Origin of the sequence: Streptomyces sp. NPDC003038 (assembly GCF_040611115.1) — a bacterium.
Taxonomy (GTDB): Bacteria; Actinomycetota; Actinomycetes; order Streptomycetales; family Streptomycetaceae; genus Streptomyces.
Map to the genome: position 1 here is coordinate 1 of NZ_JBEXNN010000058.1, position 15,702 is coordinate 15,702.

General features: G+C 71.9%; 15 protein-coding genes and 1 pseudogene. 7 read left to right on the forward strand and 9 right to left on the reverse strand.

Features of this window, described 5'->3' with window-relative positions:
• The first annotated feature begins 731 nt into the window (after positions 1–731).
• Positions 732–2,504, forward strand: coding sequence for a S8 family serine peptidase (locus tag ABZX75_RS32840; protein WP_355417463.1), 1,773 nt, complete (start codon positions 732–734; stop codon positions 2,502–2,504).
• A 258-nt stretch (positions 2,505–2,762) separates the two neighbouring features.
• Positions 2,763–5,522: a LuxR family transcriptional regulator gene (locus tag ABZX75_RS32845; RefSeq protein WP_355417424.1), complete on the forward strand. Its 2,760-nt coding sequence runs from the start codon at positions 2,763–2,765 to the stop codon at positions 5,520–5,522.
• A 46-nt stretch (positions 5,523–5,568) separates the two neighbouring features.
• Here the strand turns inward: ABZX75_RS32845 and ABZX75_RS32850 are convergent, their stop codons facing one another.
• From ABZX75_RS32850 to ABZX75_RS32860, 3 genes are all read right to left on the reverse strand, one after another.
• Positions 5,569–6,459, reverse strand: coding sequence for a glycoside hydrolase family 19 protein (locus ABZX75_RS32850; protein ID WP_355417466.1), 891 nt, complete (start codon positions 6,457–6,459; stop codon positions 5,569–5,571).
• Between the two features lie 233 nt (positions 6,460–6,692).
• Complete coding sequence (locus tag ABZX75_RS32855) at positions 6,693–7,106, reverse strand: rodlin (RefSeq protein WP_355417427.1); 414 nt, start codon at positions 7,104–7,106, stop codon at positions 6,693–6,695.
• Between the two features lie 387 nt (positions 7,107–7,493).
• The gene (locus tag ABZX75_RS32860) at positions 7,494–7,697 is read right to left on the reverse strand and encodes a DUF5302 domain-containing protein (RefSeq protein ID WP_355417430.1); all 204 of its coding nucleotides are present in this window, start codon (positions 7,695–7,697) and stop codon (positions 7,494–7,496) included.
• 258 nt (positions 7,698–7,955) lie between these two features.
• Between ABZX75_RS32860 and ABZX75_RS32865 the strand changes: the two genes are divergently transcribed.
• Positions 7,956–9,317 carry an FAD-dependent oxidoreductase gene (locus ABZX75_RS32865; protein ID WP_355417433.1) on the forward strand — a complete coding sequence of 454 codons (1,362 nt, stop codon included), beginning with the start codon at positions 7,956–7,958 and terminating at the stop codon, positions 9,315–9,317.
• 93 nt (positions 9,318–9,410) lie between these two features.
• On the opposite strand, the gene ABZX75_RS32870 is transcribed toward ABZX75_RS32865, so the two are convergent.
• The gene (locus ABZX75_RS32870; protein ID WP_355417436.1) at positions 9,411–9,920 is read right to left on the reverse strand and encodes a DUF664 domain-containing protein; all 510 of its coding nucleotides are present in this window, start codon (positions 9,918–9,920) and stop codon (positions 9,411–9,413) included.
• 176 nt (positions 9,921–10,096) lie between these two features.
• Here ABZX75_RS32870 and ABZX75_RS32875 point away from each other — a divergent pair, with 176 nt between their 5' ends.
• Positions 10,097–10,723 (forward strand): HutD family protein, encoded by a 627-nt coding sequence (locus ABZX75_RS32875; RefSeq protein ID WP_355417439.1) that lies wholly within the window; start codon positions 10,097–10,099, stop codon positions 10,721–10,723.
• An 86-nt stretch (positions 10,724–10,809) separates the two neighbouring features.
• Here the strand turns inward: ABZX75_RS32875 and ABZX75_RS32880 are convergent, their stop codons facing one another.
• The 5 genes from ABZX75_RS32880 to ABZX75_RS32900 form a co-directional block, all read right to left on the reverse strand.
• Complete coding sequence (locus ABZX75_RS32880; protein WP_355417442.1) at positions 10,810–11,853, reverse strand: LacI family DNA-binding transcriptional regulator; 1,044 nt, start codon at positions 11,851–11,853, stop codon at positions 10,810–10,812.
• Positions 11,854–11,963: 110 nt separating this feature from the next.
• Positions 11,964–12,152 carry a DUF6381 family protein gene (locus tag ABZX75_RS32885; RefSeq protein ID WP_355417445.1) on the reverse strand — a complete coding sequence of 63 codons (189 nt, stop codon included), beginning with the start codon at positions 12,150–12,152 and terminating at the stop codon, positions 11,964–11,966.
• 77 nt (positions 12,153–12,229) lie between these two features.
• On the reverse strand, positions 12,230–13,201 hold the full coding sequence (locus ABZX75_RS32890; RefSeq protein ID WP_355417448.1) for an LLM class F420-dependent oxidoreductase: 972 nt from the start codon (positions 13,199–13,201) through the stop codon (positions 12,230–12,232).
• Between the two features lie 113 nt (positions 13,202–13,314).
• Entirely contained in the window at positions 13,315–14,163 is an 849-nt protein-coding gene (locus tag ABZX75_RS32895) for a DUF1206 domain-containing protein (protein ID WP_355417451.1), read from the reverse strand.
• A gap of 82 nt (positions 14,164–14,245) precedes the next feature.
• Positions 14,246–14,401 (reverse strand): DUF6131 family protein, encoded by a 156-nt coding sequence (locus tag ABZX75_RS32900; RefSeq protein WP_355417454.1) that lies wholly within the window; start codon positions 14,399–14,401, stop codon positions 14,246–14,248.
• Between the two features lie 277 nt (positions 14,402–14,678).
• Between ABZX75_RS32900 and ABZX75_RS32905 the strand changes: the two genes are divergently transcribed.
• The 3 genes and pseudogenes from ABZX75_RS32905 to ABZX75_RS32915 form a co-directional block, all read left to right on the forward strand.
• A complete protein-coding gene (locus ABZX75_RS32905; RefSeq protein WP_355417457.1) occupies positions 14,679–14,840 on the forward strand; it encodes a hydrophobic protein in 162 nt (53 codons plus the stop codon).
• Between the two features lie 81 nt (positions 14,841–14,921).
• Positions 14,922–15,290: a PRC-barrel domain-containing protein gene (locus ABZX75_RS32910; protein ID WP_355417460.1), complete on the forward strand. Its 369-nt coding sequence runs from the start codon at positions 14,922–14,924 to the stop codon at positions 15,288–15,290.
• A 108-nt stretch (positions 15,291–15,398) separates the two neighbouring features.
• Positions 15,399–15,577, forward strand: a pseudogene (locus tag ABZX75_RS32915) (S8 family peptidase); the annotation flags it as partial.
• Positions 15,578–15,702: the final 125 nt, after the last annotated feature.

Below are 15,702 nucleotides of genomic sequence, written 5' to 3' on the forward strand. Positions count from 1 at the left end.
AACACCCCAGGCCCTTCGTCTGGACGAAGACCGCCGACGAGATCCTCGACAAGGTCGCCGCTTACTGCCGACGAATCTCCGACTCAGGACACTAGTACGTCCAGTACAAGGACGCTCCTCCGCCTTGCGATGCACGGCAACGGTCAGCGCGGGCTCGGCCGACAAGATCCGAAAGAAACGACCTAGGTCCTGTCCCCACCGGCAGCGGCGCTCCCACGCGAGCGGCGTTCGCCGCGATCAGCCGGCGAGCGGTCGTCGCCCATCCGGCGTCGGTCCCCTCCTCGTCCCGGCCCCGCTGAACAACCGGCTCAGCGGCGGTCCGAGCGAGCTCGCGCCGTGCTGATCCGCAGGGGCGAAACCACCGGCAGAGGGTGACCCGGGGAGCGGCAGGGGGCGGACAAGGGTTTTCCCCGTATCGAGTTCATCCCCGCGTTGCCTACTGTCTGCCCACCGGCGATCTTCCCCAGGCCCACCGATCCACGCGCCAACCCCACATGGCGTGTTGCCGTCGGGCCTGGCGGATCGCCGGTCACCGCCGTTGTCCTGCCTCACCGTCGAGGCAGGAGCGACGTGGCGCGCAGCGGTGGCCGGGACGAGTGCGACCAGCTCCCCCCGGCCCCGTAGCCGTCGATACACCTCCCACACTGCACCGACCGGCCGCTCCGGCCCGTCCGGAAACGGCCCGCGAAAGGGACACCGTGCACGCAACCAGACGTAGGCTCATATCCGTGGTGGCGATCTCCGTCACCCTGCTCGCCGGCTCCGCCACGGCCACCGCTTCCGTGGCCGTGGCCGCCGACGCCCCGGCTCCGGCCGCCACGGTCGCCACCCCCACCGCGCCGGTCGAGAACCTCATCGTCGGGTACAAGTCCACGTCCGCCGAGGCCAGTTCCAACACCGCGGCCGCCGACGACGCCGCCGCCAAGGGCCGCAAGGCCGGCGAGAAGGCCACGTTCGAGCGGCGCCTGGGCACCGGAGCCGCTCTGGTCGACCTCGGCGGTACCCTCGCCCCCGCCGACGCGGCCGACGTCATGGCGCAGTTCCGCGCCGACCCGGACGTCGCCTACGTCGAGGCGGACTCCCGCGCTTACGCGCTGGCCACCCCGAACGACACCGAGTACGCCAAGCAGTGGGACCTCTTCGAGCCCGTCGCCGGCATGAACGTCCCCGCCGCCTGGGACAAGACCACCGGCGCCGGCGTCACCGTCGCCGTGATCGACACCGGCTACGTGGCCCACTCCGACCTCGCCGCCAACGTGGTCGCCGGCTACGACTTCATCTCCAGCTCCACCGACGCCCGTGACGGCAACGGCCGCGACAGCAACCCGGCCGACCAGGGCGACTGGACCGCGGCGGGCGAATGCGGCACCGGCTCCCCGGCCAGTGGTTCCTCGTGGCACGGCACCCACGTCGCCGGCACCATCGCCGCGGCCACGGGCAACGCCAAGGGCATCGCGGGCATCGCGTACGGCGCGAAGATCCAGCCGGTGCGCGTGCTCGGCAAGTGCGGCGGTACCACCTCGGACATCGTCGACGCCATCACCTGGTCCTCGGGCGGCTCCGTTCCCGGCGTCCCGGCGAACGCCACCCCCGCCAAGGTCATCAACATGAGCCTCGGCGGCTCGGGCACCTGCGGCAGCAGCTACCAGAACGCCATCAACGCCGCCGTCAGCCGCGGCACGACCGTCGTCGTGGCCGCCGGCAACAGCAACGCCGACGCGAGCGGCTTCTCGCCCGCCAGCTGCGGCAACGTGATCAACGTGGCCGCCAGCAACCGCACCGGCGACCGCTCCTTCTACTCCAACTACGGCACGGTCATCGACATCGCCGCCCCGGGCGGTGAGACCCGCCGCGCCACCGACACGCCCGGCACCATCACCACCCCCCAGAACGGCATCCTCTCCACGCTGAACGCCGGCACGAGCACCCCCGGCGCCGAGAACTACAAGCCCTACCAGGGCACCAGCATGGCCGCCCCGCACATCGCGGGCCTCGCCGCGCTCCTGGTCTCCGCCAAGCCCGCGATCACCCCCGCGCAGGTAGAGTCGGCGATCAAGACCAACGCCCGCCCGCTGGCCGGTACCTGCACCGGCGGCTGCGGCGCCGGTCTCGCCGACACCACCGCGACCGTGAACGCCGTCACCTCCGGCGCCACCATCCCGGTGTACGAGAACACCATGAACGTCTCGATCCCGGACAACGGCGGCGCCGTCTCCTCCTCGATCACGGTCTCGGGCCGCACCGGGAACGCCCCGGCCACGCTCAAGGTGTCGGTCGACATCAAGCACCCCTACCGCGGTGACCTGGTCATCGACCTGGTCGGCCCCTCCGGTGCGGTCGTCAAGCGCCTGCAGAACTCGTCCAGCGACAGCGCCGACAACGTGCTCACCACCTACACGGTCGACGCCTCCGCCGTACCCGCGAACGGCACCTGGCAGCTTCGCGTCCAGGACGTGGCCGCCGCCGACGCCGGTTACATCGACTCGTGGAGCCTCGGCTTCTGATCCGGTCCGAGCGACCGGGGCCGATCGGACCCGAACCGGTCCGATCCGGCCGTCAACTCCGCCTGATGGTCCGATAGTACGGACCAACCCAGCCCGTCGGACCTGCCCATACACCTCGTATCGGCAGGTCCGCCGGGCTTTTCTGTCAGCTGACTGATTTCTGCGTCACAATTCGGGCCCGCCCGCCATCCGACCTCGTATTGTCGCGTCTCACAGGAGAGGCACAGGAGCTGGGGACCGAGAGGCTGGTGGCGGTGCGTGGCGGGGACGGGGCACGCTGACACAGGCGTCGGACACGCTGAACTGATCAAGGCGGTCGACCGCGCGCTGGCCACGCACGGCCGCGCCCTTCTCACCGGACCGGCCGGAGCGGGCAAGACCGAGGTGGCCCGCGCCGTCGCGGCCGCCGCCGAATGCCGCCGCGAGACCGTGCTGCGCCTCGCCCCCGAGGCCGCCGACCAGTGGATCCCCGAAGCCTCCGCGGCCGCCCTCCTGGCGTCCGTCCCTTACGCCGCCCTGGAACGGCTCTCCGGGCCCCAGCGCACCGCCATCGCCCTCCTGCGCCGCGAGGCGGACGCCCCGGACGCGGGCCGCGACCACGTCGCGCTGCGCCTCGCAGTCGTCGAGGTGCTGCGGACCCTCGCCGCCCGCCGGCCCGTCCTGCTCGTCCTCGACAACGCCCAGTGGCTCGACGCCGAGAGCACCGGCCTGCTCCGCTTCGCGCTGCGCCTCACCCCGCCCGGCGTACGGGTCCTCGTGGCCGAATGCGTCCGGGGCGGGGCCCCCGTCGGCGAATCCCTCTGCGGCCCCGGCACCCCGGCGATACGCGTCCCCCCGCTCGGCGCCGACGAGGTGGCCGAGCTGCTGGTGCGCCGCGGCCTGCCCGCCCGCCTCGCCGGCCGCATCCACCAGGCCAGCGGCGGAAACCCCCGTCTCGCCCTCGCCCTCGGCCACTCCCTCGGTGAGGCCCGCGACGGCAGCGCCCACCACGCCGACACCCTGCCCGTCTCCGGGCAGGCCCGCGAAGTCGCCCGCCGACTGCTCTCCGCCGCTCCCGCCCGCACCCGCGGCACCCTGCTGCTGGCCGCCCTCGCCGCCCACCCCACCGTCGCGCTGCTGCGCCGCGCCGGACGCCCCGACGCCGAAGCCGAGCTCGCCGAAGCGGAACGCGCCGCGCTGGTCACGGTCGGGGAGGACGGCGCGGTGGAGTTCACCGCCGGCGCGCTGCCCACTGCCCTGGCCGCCGACGCCGGCTGGCCCGAACGGTCCGCCGGACACGCCGCGCTGGCCGCCGCCATCGACGATCCCATCCAGGCCGTACGCCACCGCGCGCTGGCCGTGGACACCCCCGACCAGTGGCTGGCCGCCGAGATCACCGCGGCCGCCGCGGCCTGTCGCCGCCGCGGCCAGCGAGCGCTCGCCGCCGAACTCGGCCTGCTCGCCGCCGAACGCACGCCGTCCCACCTGCCCGGCGAGGAACTGGCCCGCCTCGTCGGCGCCGCCGAGGACGCCGGCTGGGCCGGTCGCGCCGATCTCGCCCGCCGCGCCACCCGGGCCGTGCTGGCCCGCGACGCCTCGCCCGCCGACCGGGTCCGGGCCCGTCTCGCCGTGATCGACGCCGCCGGCCAGGCCCTCGCCGCCCTGGACGAGACCATCGCGTGCGCCATGGCCGACGCCGCCGGCGACCCCTCGCTCCAGGCCGCCGTCCAGCTGCGGATCGCCTGGAAGCACAACCTCAGTGACGGCGACCCCGTCCGCTCCCGCGACGCCGCCGCCGAAGCCGGCCGACTCGCCGCCCGCGGCGGCGATCAGGTGGCCGAGGCCATGGCCCTGACGGTCAGGGCCCGCATGGGCCGCATCCTCGGGGACCCCGACGCCGAGACCATCCTGGCCGAGGCGCTCGCCCTCCCCGCGCCCGAAGTGCCGCTCGGGATGCGCAACGCGCCGCAGTACCTCGCCGTACGGCACGCCCTCTTCGACGACCGCCTGGCCGACGCCCGCCGACAGCTGCTGACCCTGCTGCCCGCCGTCCAGAGCACCGGCTCGGCCGAGGACGTCTTCGAGGTCCTGCGCAGCCTGACCGAGGTCGAACTGCGCAGCGGCCGGTGCGCGACCGCCTCGGCCCACGCCCGCCGCGCCCTGGAGCTGACGATCGAGGCGGGGCTCTCGCCCGGCCCCGCCTGGTACGTCGCCGCCATGGCCGAGACCATGGGCGGCAGCTTCGCCCGCGCCGCCGGATACGCCCGGCGCGGCATCCAGGCCTCGCAGGAGGAACACGACCAGGTCTTCCTCTCCCGCAGCCTGCACGCCCTGGGCCTGGTCGAACTGGCCACGGGCGAGGCGGCGAAGGCGGTCGCCACCCTGCGCCGGGTCGCCGAACTGGAGTCCGCCCAGCAGGTGGTGGACCCCTCGGTCCTGCGCTGGCACGGGGAGCTGGCCGAGGCGCTGATCGCCGTGGACGCACCCGCCGAAGCCGCCGAACTGCTCGGCTCCGTCCGTACGGTCGCCGTCGCGCTCGAACGCACCAGTGTGGTCGCCGCCCTCGACCGGGCCCGGGGCCTGTGCCTGTCCGCGCAGGGCGACGCGGACGCGGCCGTCCGCCTGCTGGCGGACACGGCGCAGCGGTTCGGCGCCCTCGAACTGCCTCTGGAACGCGGCCGTACGCTGCTCGCCCTCGCCCGGGTGGAACGCCGCCGCCGCCGACGCGCGCCCGCCCGCGCCGCCCTCCGGGCGGCGGCCGAGGTCTTCGAGCTGGCCGGCGCGGACCCCTGGACGGAACTCGCCGGGGAGCCGGCCGCGGGCGAGGGGAGCCGTACGGAGGCGGCCGCGGCCCTGACCGAGGCCGAGGCCCGCCTCGCCCTGCTCGTCAGCCGGGGGGCGAGCAACCAGGAGGCGGCGGCGAAGCTGTTCCTGAGCGTCAAGACGGTGGAGGCCCGGCTGACGCGCATCTACCAGAAACTCGACGTACGCTCACGTGCCCAGCTGGCCACCGCCCTGCGCACGTCACCGGCCGACTGAGGAGCGGGATCCTCAAGGCCGTCGCGCGGGGCGGTGGGCCGGCGGGTCAGCAGCTCAGGTTGTTCCCGGGCGTCACGCCGAGCAGCTGAGTGAAGCTCTGGTAGGTGGAGACGCGGCTCTGGACCTGGGCGGGATTGCCGCCGTTGCACTCCAGTGCGCCGTTGATGGAGCGGATCGTCTCGCCGAATCCCGCGCCGTTGACCATGGCCGCGTGGGCGGTCATGGTCCCCGGGCCGTTCTGCGTGTTCCAGTACCAGAGGGCCGTCTTCATGGCGACGGCCGGGTCCTGCTCGACGAGGTACGGGTTCGCGAGCAGGTTGATGCCGAGAGCGTCACCTGCCGCCTTGTAGTTGAAGTTCCAGCTCAGCTGGATGGGACCGCGGCCGTAGTAGGCGGCCCGGCCGGCCGGACAGCCGTACGGCTGGTTCGCGTCGCAGTAGTGGGGGTAGTTGGCGGTGTTCTGCTCGACGATGTGCACCAGCCCGCCCGTCTCGTGCGAGACGTTCGCGAGGAAGGCGGCGGCCTCGCGCCGCTTCATTGTGTCGTCACCGGTGTTGGCGAAGCCGGGGTAGGCCGAGAGCGCCGCGACGAGGCCGTTGTAGGTGTAGAAGGGGTTCCGGTTCGGGAACATCTGCCGGAACTGCGCCTCGGAGACCACGAATCCGGACGGGTTGCCGGGTTCGGGCTGCGGGTCCTGGCCCCCGCTGCCCCCGCAGGCGCCCTGGTCGGACCAGACACCCCACGGTCCGGTGGCGCCGGGGGTCTCGCCCTGGGTCCACCACTTCGCCTGCCAGTTGTGCCCGTTGTGCGAGGCGCTCATGCCGTTCGTGTAGACGGCCGAGGAGCCCCACGGGGCGGCGCAGGCGGCTGCCGCGGAGGCGGGGGAGGAGGGGAGGGCGATGGCGAGGCCGGCCGTCACGGCTGCGGCGGCGGCCAGGGCGAGGGCGCGGCGGCGAAGCGCACGTATCACGTAACTGCTCCTTCAGTGGGGGGAGTCGCCGTGGGGGCGGCGGCTACCGCCACTGAACCGAAGGTGGTCTGAACCTGTCAAGGTCTAGACCATATCGACTCCGGTTCGGTGAAGTGCCCTACGGCGACGCCGACGTGACGAGGGAGCACGTCACGCCGGCGCGGGAGCCGTATGCAGATGCAGGTTCAGGCGTTGACGGGTCAGCTGCCGGAGGAGAGGTTCCCGGAGAGGACCGGGATGTTCTCGGCGATGTGGGAGAGCGAGTCGTCGCCCTTGCCCTGCGTGGAGTTCTCGGCGCACTGCTGGGTCTGCGGGTTGGCCAGCACGTTGATGTCCTGGACACCGACGTTGACGAGGATCGCCACGATCGACTGGACGTTGACCTTCTCCGGCAGGCCGATGCAGAGCTTGTTCAGGGAGCCCTGGACCGCGCTGAGCTGCGGGCTCATCGCGCCCTTGGTCTCCTGGTTGCCGTAGACCTGCGAGGCGCCGTTGCCGTTCACCGTGTTGACGCCGTTGTCGTTGCCGATCGCCATCGCCGGGGCCGCTGCTGCCGCACCTACTCCCAGCACGGAGGCGGTGACCGCGGCGGTGGCCATGAACTTCTTGAGCATGTGAAGGATCCTTCTGTTCGCACGTCGCATGAGAGGCGCCCCCGGCGGGACAGGCTGACCAACTGCCTTCGGCGCCCGCGGTTATCGCCTCTCACCCGGGTGGCTCAGCGACGTAACCCGCAGGTGATGACGGCACTCGGCCGATTGACCGGAGGGCGCACCATGCGCGTCGGGATCTACCTCGCACACCCGCGACGGGCAGCTTCAGTCACGCGCTCGCCGAGGCCGTGGCGGGAAAGCTCCGCGAGCGGGGATGTCACGTCGTCGCGCATGACCTGTGCGCGGAAGGGTTTCCTCCCCGTGCGGCCGCCCGGTGGGCCGGCACGGCGGCACGGCTGCCCGGTCCCGCCGTCGTGACGGCGAGACTGAGCTCCTCGCGTACGAGGGTCAGCCGGTCTTGCGGCGGACCTTCTTGTTCTTGCCGCCGGGGCCGCTGCTGGAGCCCTGGACCTTCGCCCGGCTCTGGTGCGACTGCTGGGACTGCGCATTGGCGGCATTGCGCTCCAGGGCCTCCCGGAACTTGCGCTTGGCCTCGTCGGCCGGAGATTCGTCCTGCGGAGCGTCCTGCGGGGCGTCTGTTTCGTCTGCCATTTGTCCTCCTGGGATGTTCGAGCGCTTCAGTCTGTCAGCTGGCGTGCGTGCTGACCAGCGAGTTCCCCCTGACCGGGGGGCCGCGCCGGGCGCGGAGAGGCGGCCGACGCGGGCGCGGCCGACCGAACCCAAGGAAGTCTTGGGACAGCCATAAGATCTGGTTATGGGGTCATAAACACACACCGGGTGCCGGGTTAGGTTTGCCTTAGTTTAAGGTTCCCTTGATCCAGCTTGTTTTCACTCGAAGGGACCCTTCTCATGCCTCGCCCCCTGCGGGTAGCAATCGTCGGTGCCGGCCCCGCCGGAATCTACGCCGCCGACGCGCTGCTGAAGTCAGAGGCCGCCGCCGAGCCCGGTGTGTCCATCGACCTCTTCGAGAAGATGCCCGCACCCTTCGGGCTGATCCGGTACGGCGTCGCTCCCGACCACCCGCGGATCAAGGGCATCATCACCGCCCTGCACCAGGTGCTCGACAAGCCGCAGGTCCGCCTCTTCGGCAATGTCGACTACCCGAACGACATCAGCCTCGACGAGCTGCACTCGTTCTACGACGCCGTGATCTTCTCCACCGGCGCCACCGCCGACCGCGCCCTGGCCATCCCGGGCGTCGAGCTCGACGGTTCCTACGGCGCCGCCGACTTCGTTTCCTGGTACGACGGCCACCCCGACGTCCCCCGGACCTGGCCGCTGGAGGCGGAGAAGGTGGCGGTGCTCGGCGTCGGCAACGTCGCCCTCGACGTCGCGCGCATCCTCGCGAAGACGGCCGACGAGCTGCTGTCGACCGAGATCCCGCCGAACGTCTACGACGGCCTCAAGGCCAACAAGGCGCTCGAGGTGCACGTCTTCGGCCGCCGCGGCCCGGCCCAGGCGAAGTTCAGCCCCATGGAGCTGCGCGAACTGGACCACTCGCCCACCATCGAGGTCATCGTCAACCCCGAGGACATCGACTACGACGAGGGATCGATCGCCACCCGCCGCTCCAACAAGCAGGCGGACATGGTCGCCAAGACCCTGGAGAACTGGGCGATCCGCGACATCGGCGACCGGCCGCACAAGTTGTTCCTGCACTTCTTCGAGTCCCCCTGCGAGGTGCTGGGCGAGGACGGCAAGGTCGTCGGACTGCGGACCGAACGCACCGAGCTCGACGGCACCGGCAACGTCAAGGGCACGGGCGAGTTCCACACCTGGGACGTCCAGGCCGTCTACCGGGCCGTCGGATACCTCTCGGACGAGCTGCCCAAGCTCCCCTGGGACGTCGAATCCGGCACGGTCCCCGACGAGGGCGGCCGCGTCATCGAAGCCGGCGGCCACCTGCAGTCGACGTACGTCACGGGCTGGATCCGGCGCGGGCCGGTCGGCCTCATCGGCCACACCAAGGGCGACGCGAACGAGACCGTCGCGAACCTCCTGGCCGATCACGCGGAGGGCCGCCTGCACACGCCGGCCGCTCCCGCACCGGAGGCGGTCGAGGCCTTTCTCGCCGAGCGGAGCGTCCGCTACACGACCTGGGACGGCTGGTACCGCCTGGACGCGGCCGAAAAGGCCCTGGGCGCCCCCCAGGACCGCGAGCGCGTGAAGATCGTCGAGCGCGAGGCCATGCTCGAAGCGAGCGGAGCGTAACCCCGGGGCCCGCCCTCACCGGCGGGCCCCACCCTTTTCGGCCCCGGGTACTCCGTACGAGGGATGAGCGGCGCCGGGTGGCCGGACGGCGGCTCAGCGCCGCTCCAGCACACCCCGTACGAAGGCCGCCTGCCCGGCATGCTGAAGATCGTCGGCCAGCACGCTGACCAGGCGTACCCCCAGCGTCACCGGCGGGTCCCAGCCTTCGTCGACCACGCGGTCCAGGTCGGCGGCGGCGAGCCCGCGGACGAAGCGCGTCGTCTGCTCGTGCACCGCCTCGAAGTACCCCAGCAGCAGTTCTCCCGAGTCGACCCGGACGGTGCCGGCCTGCCGCGCGGTGTGACCGTACCCGGTCGACGCGGCGGGCAGCGGCAAGGCGAACCGGGCCGCCCACTCCTGCGCATGCCACACCTGCTCCAGATCCGCCGCGTCCGCCACGTGATCGTCCTGGACCCGCGCCAGGTGCCAGACCAGCCAGGTGATCGAGTTCGCGGCCGGGTCGATCCGGGCGTTGAGGTCTTGCGCGGAGAGGCCTTCCACGACCTCGTTCACCACCTCCCGGATGCGTCCGAAGCCGTCAGCGATGACGTCCGTAGCCTTCATGCACCATCCCCACTCGTATCCGCGGGCACCCTGGCCCGACCCCCATGCAAGCCGTCCGTCCCGTCGCGGCGCGGGCGACACGCCCGACCGGGCGAGGCCGACCGCGGCAGCGTCAACCGGCTTGAGTACGCTCCGGCCATGAGCGACACCACGAGGCCGAAGGACGCCGGCCGCGTATGACCGGCGAGGATCAGTACCGCGTTCTGCGGGCGGCCGACCGGGGCGCTTCCCGCTGGAAGAACGGCGGGGGAGTCACGCGCGAGATCGCCGCCCGGCCGGAACGGGCGGGGACGGGCGACTTCTGCTGGCGGGTGAGCCTGGCCGAGGCGACCGCCGACGGGCCCTTCTCGGCCTTCCCCGGGGTCGAGCGCACGCTCACCCTGGCCGAGGGCGCGGGGATGGACCTCACGGTGGCAGGCGCACACCGTCTCGTGGACGAACGGTACGCGCCACAGGACTTCGCCGGTGACGAGCCGACCGACTGCAAGCTCCTCGACGGCCCGGTCGTGAACTTCAACGTGATGTACCGCCGGGCGGATACCGAGGCAGAGACCGCCGTGGTGCGCGGTCGCCTCACGCTCGCCGCCGCGCCGGGCGAGACCCTGCTCGTGGTCGCGCTGGAGGGGACGGTGGCGCTCGAACGGACCGAGGGGCCGGCCCTCGCGCTGGGCCGCCACGACGCCGTCCTGGCGACGGGACCGCTCGGCTGCCTCGTACGCGTCCCCGGGCGCGCGGCCGTGGTGCGGTTCAGGCAGACGCTCACCGGGCAGGGCCCAGCCGCACCCACTTCACCGAGTGGGTGACCCGTCGTGGGCGCCGCCCCCTCCCCGCCGCCCCCTCCCCGCCGGCCCCGCGCCCGGCCCCGGCCCCGGCCCCGGCGCCCCCGGCCTCAGGCGGAACCCCGGCGTACCATTGCCGTTTCCGTGATCACCGCACTCGGAGCCTCGCCGGCGTCCCGGCCCCCGTTCAACCTCTCCAGGAGCAGCCGGGCCATCAGGCGCCCCATGCCCTCGATGTCCTGACGTACGGTCGTCAGCGGCGGCTCGGCGCTCTGCGCCACCGGCTCTGTGTCGTCGAAGCCGACCAGCGCCACATCCCCCGGAACCGTGCGGCCGCGCTCGCGCAGGACCCGCAGCGCGCCCGTGGCCATCAGGTCGTTGCCCGCGAACACCGCGTCGATCCCCGGTCGGCGGTCCAGCAGTCCGGCCATCGCGCGGGCCCCGCCCGCCACGGTGAAGTCCCCCTCGGCGACCAGCCCCGGATCGCCGTCCGGCAGCACGTCCCGGTAGCCGCTCAACCGGTCGGCCGCGGAGGTCTGGTCGAGCGGGCCGGCGATGTGCGCGATCCGCTGCCGGCCCTGGGCCACCAGGTACCGTACGGCCTCACGCGCGCCCCCTCGGTTGTCCGCGTCGACGTAGGCGACGCCCTCGTGCTCGCCCGGCCCGGCGGTCCAGCCGGGGCGGCCTCCGTAGACGGTGGGCATGCCGAGCCGGCGGGTGATCGCGGGCAGCGGATCGTCGGTGTGCAGGGAGAAGGCGAGCGCCCCGTCGACATGTCCACCCGCCAGGTAGCGCTCGATGCGGTCGTAGTCGCCGCGGTCCTCGACCAGCAGCAGCACCAACTGGGTGTCGTGAGCCGTCAGTTCCTTGCTGATGCCGCGGACCTGGCGGGAGAAGAAGGGGTCGGAGAAGATCCGGATCTCCGGTTCGGCGATGATCACCGCGACGGCGCCGGTGCGCCGGGTGACGAGGGTGCGGGCCGCGTGGTTGGGCACGTAACCCAGATCCCGGACGGCTTCGCGCACCTTGTCCACCAGGTGTGCGCGGACCCCGTCCCCGCCGTTGACGACGCGGGAGGCGGTGGCCCGGGAAACCCCGGCACGGGCCGCCACGGCCTCCAGGGTGGGGCGGTTCCCAGGACGCTGTTGGGCCACGGGTGCTCCTCGTGCGGGTCCGCGGGCGGTCGCCTCGCCGGAAGCAGGGTAACAATCGGGTCGGCCGGAGCGGAGAGCGCTCCGGCCGACCCGCCGCCTCGGTCCGGTGGCTACATCGGGTCCATGGTTCCGCTGCCCGGGCCGTTGACCTCCTCGCTCTTCTGCCTGATCCGCATCGCCTTCTCCGTCAGCCGCTGACGCTCCGCCGGGTCCGTGGCGTGTACCGCCGCCTGCTCCAGCTCTTGGGCCTCGTCGCGCATCCGCCGGGCACTGTCCTCGGTTCCGTCCGCCTTCTTCATGATCACTCCTGTCGTACCGGTCTGGTCGTCGCCCGGGCGGTCGCGCGGGGCATGGGGCACGGGGCACGGGCTGAGGCTCAGGGCCGCAGATCGCGCCGTGCGGTCAGCCGGGGGAGTACCGCGTCCCGGTAGAAGTCGAAGAACCCCTGCTGTTCGGGGCCGATCTGGCCGATGTGGACCCGGTCGAAACCCGCGTCGACGTACGCCTGGATGTGGCGGACGTGGTCCGCGGGGTCGGGGCCACAGGGCACGCTCGCGGCCACTGCCTCCTCGGTCACCAGCTCGGTCGCCTGCTCGAAGTGGCGTGGCGTGGGCAGGATCTGGGGCAGTTCCCCGGGCAGCTGCTCACTGGCCCACAGCCGGTGGGCCGTACGAACGGCCGTCGCCCGGTCCTCGGACCAGCACACCTTGGTACTGGCGAAAGCCGGCCGGGTCTGGTCCCCGTAGCGGAACTGCTTGACCATGGCGGCGTCCGGGGCGGTGGTGATGAGGCCGTCGCCGATCCGCGCGGCCACTTCCGCGGCCTTGGGGCCGAAGGCCGAGATGTCGATGGGTGGCGGCGCGTCCGGCAGGGTGTGGATCCGGGCGTTCTCCACGGTGTAGTGCTTGCCGTGATGCGTGATCTCCTCGCCGGTCAGCAGCGCGCGGATGACCTCCACGGCCTCCTCGAGCATCTCCAGCCGGGTGTCGGCGGGTGGCCAGGGATCCCCGTAGATGTGCTCGTTGAGGGCTTCGCCGGTGCCGAGCCCGAGCCGGAAGCGGCCGTCCAGCATGACGGCGGACGTGGCGGCGGCCTGGGCGATGACGGCCGGGTGGATGCGGAAGGTCGGACAGGTGACCGCGGTCTCGACGGGAAGGGCCGTGCTCTGCGACAGCGCTCCGATGACGGACCAGACGAACGGGCTGTGTCCCTGGCGATGGTTCCACGGGTGGAAGTGATCGGAGATCCACAACGAGCGGAACCCCGCCTTCTCCGCCATGCGGGCCTGACGCACCAGGTCGGCCGGGCCGAACTCCTCGCATGAGAGGAAATAGCCGAACTCGGTCATCTGCACGTCCTCCGTCGCTCGCCGCGGGATGTCGTGGCCATGCCCCCCCGCTACCCGCCTGCCCCCGGCCCGAGGGCACAAACGCGGACGCCGGCGGGGGATCCCCCGGGCACTCAGATCCTGCGCCAGCGGGCGGTGGCCCAGGAGAACACACCGAAGGTGACGAGTCCGACGGCTATCAGAACGAGGAGCCACGGGCCCGCCGACGTCTGGGCGAAGGAGCGCAGGGTGTCGTCTATGCCCTTGGCCTGGCCGGGCTCATGGCTGAGGCCGGCGGCGACGGCGAATCCACCGGCGGTGGCGAAGACCGCGCCACGGGCGACACCGCCGATGACGCCGAGGACATCGACGGCGCGCCGTGTGCGGGCAGACATCTCGCCTGTCTTCAGATGCTTGCGGAAGGTGTGCCGGGCCGCCTGTACGGCCATCCACACCCCGGCGACGACGATGGCGGCGCCTATGGCCGCGACGATCCACTGGCCGCCGGGCCAGCTGAGCATGGTGGCCGTCACGTCGTTGGACTGCTGGTCGGAGGAGCCGCTGCCGCTGCCCTGGTCCCCGGCGGCGTAGGCGAGTACGGAGTAGGAGACGAAGGCGTAGAAGAGACAGCGAGCGGCGGCCAGGGCACGCTTACCGGGCTTGCCACCGCCTTCGCCCGCCTGCCCGAAGAGTGCCTCGGACAGCCGCCAGAGGGCCATCCCGGCCAGGGCGACACCGATCAGCCACAGCAGGACGCTGCCGAAGGGCTTGGCGGCGACCTCCGCGAGGGCGCCGCCGCGGTCCGCCTGCCGGCCCCCGTCGTCGGCGAGGGCGATCCGCAGGGCCAGTACACCGACCAGGACGTAGATGACGCCGCGCCCCAGGAAGCCACAGCGCGCCCCGACCTCGACGGCGCGACTGTGAGCGAAGCGCTCGGCCTGCGAACGACTGGACCCGGAGCGAAACGGTGAGTGAGGAGGCATGCACGGCGCCTACCCCGGAAGGGCGTCGGCACCCCCGCCGCGCCGACCGGGCAGGACGGAGCGGCGGGACAGGTGGGGTGGTCTACCAGTAGTGGCGTCGCCCGCCGATCGCGTGTCCCAGGGATCCCAAGATCCACAAGATGACTCCGATGACGACCAGGATGATTCCGATCGTCCACAGGATGGAGATACCGGCCACGTAGCCGACGACCAGCAGAATGATTCCGAGCACGATCATGGTGCTCTCCGATCTCGCGCAGTGCCTACGCTTCTCTCCCAAGAGTAGATCCATGCCGAGAAGATGGCTTGCGGACGGCCGCGCAGCGCTTGTCCCCCTCGTAGCCCAAGCCGTGGGGAGGTGGAAGGGGCCGCCGCGCACACCGGCAGACGGAGCGCTTCCCGATGGCGTTCCCGGTGCTCCCCATTCACGAGCGGACGGCTAATTCCGGCTGGTCTGGATTCATGGGTGTAGAGAGCGGACGGCGGGGCACCCGAGGTTGCGGAGGTTGACAACTATGGTTCCCCTGCTTCTCGTTCTTTTGCTCGCCCTGATCCTGTTCGGTGCCGGTTTCGCTCTCAAGGCTCTGTGGTGGATCGCCGCGATCGTCCTGGTCGTGTGGCTCGTGGGCTTCGTCGCCCGCCCGGCGGGCAGTGGTGGCCGCTGGTATCGCTGGTAACGGCATAACGGCATCATCGCGTCCCGGAAAAACGGGCACGGCACGATCAGTCTTTTCCGCTATCGAAGGAGTTTCGTTTCCATGACCGGCAATGTGTGGGCTTACCGGCAGACCTCTGGCTACCTCCGGGGTACGGACCTGACCGGCTACAAGGTCGAGGCGACCGAAGGTCCCATCGGCAAGGTGGACAAGCATTCCGATGAGGTCGATTCCTCCTACCTGGTGGTCGACACCGGAGTATGGATCTTCGGGAAGGAAATCCTCCTCCCGGCCGGAGCCATCACGAAGGTCGACGTGGAGGAAGAGAAGGTCTACGTCGACCTCACCAAGGATCAGATCAAGAACGCGCCGGAGTTCCACCGGGAGAAGCATCTCGGCGACGCGGGGTACCGCGAGCAGCTGGGCACCTACTACGGCACGGGAGCGCCGTTCGGCGGCCGCCCGGCCTGACACCCTCACACCGCTGGGGGCCGACACCGTCCGGTGTCGGCCCCCAGCGGCATGTCGGCGCCCGCAGGCGGATACGTGCGGGCGCCGCGCCGTGCGGAGCCGACCCGCAGCGGCAGCTGCATCGTCATGCTCGACCGGACCGTGGACAAGCCGGTCCTCGCCAGGAAGTGCGGCGGTGAGCTCCACCGCACCTACCGTCAGCGGTCAACGGCTTCCCGGCGTCCGGGCTTTCGGAGACCGGCGCCACGCGCCTCGCCGACGAACCCGCCGTGGGCAAGGTCGTCCAGCGCAGTAGTCGGCCGTCCGCGGAAGAACCGGGGCCGCTCGCACCGGCTCCCGTTCCGGGACGAGGCGGGGGACGAGGCGGGCGACAACCCGTCCGACGAAGGCCATGACCACCAGGAACGCGGCG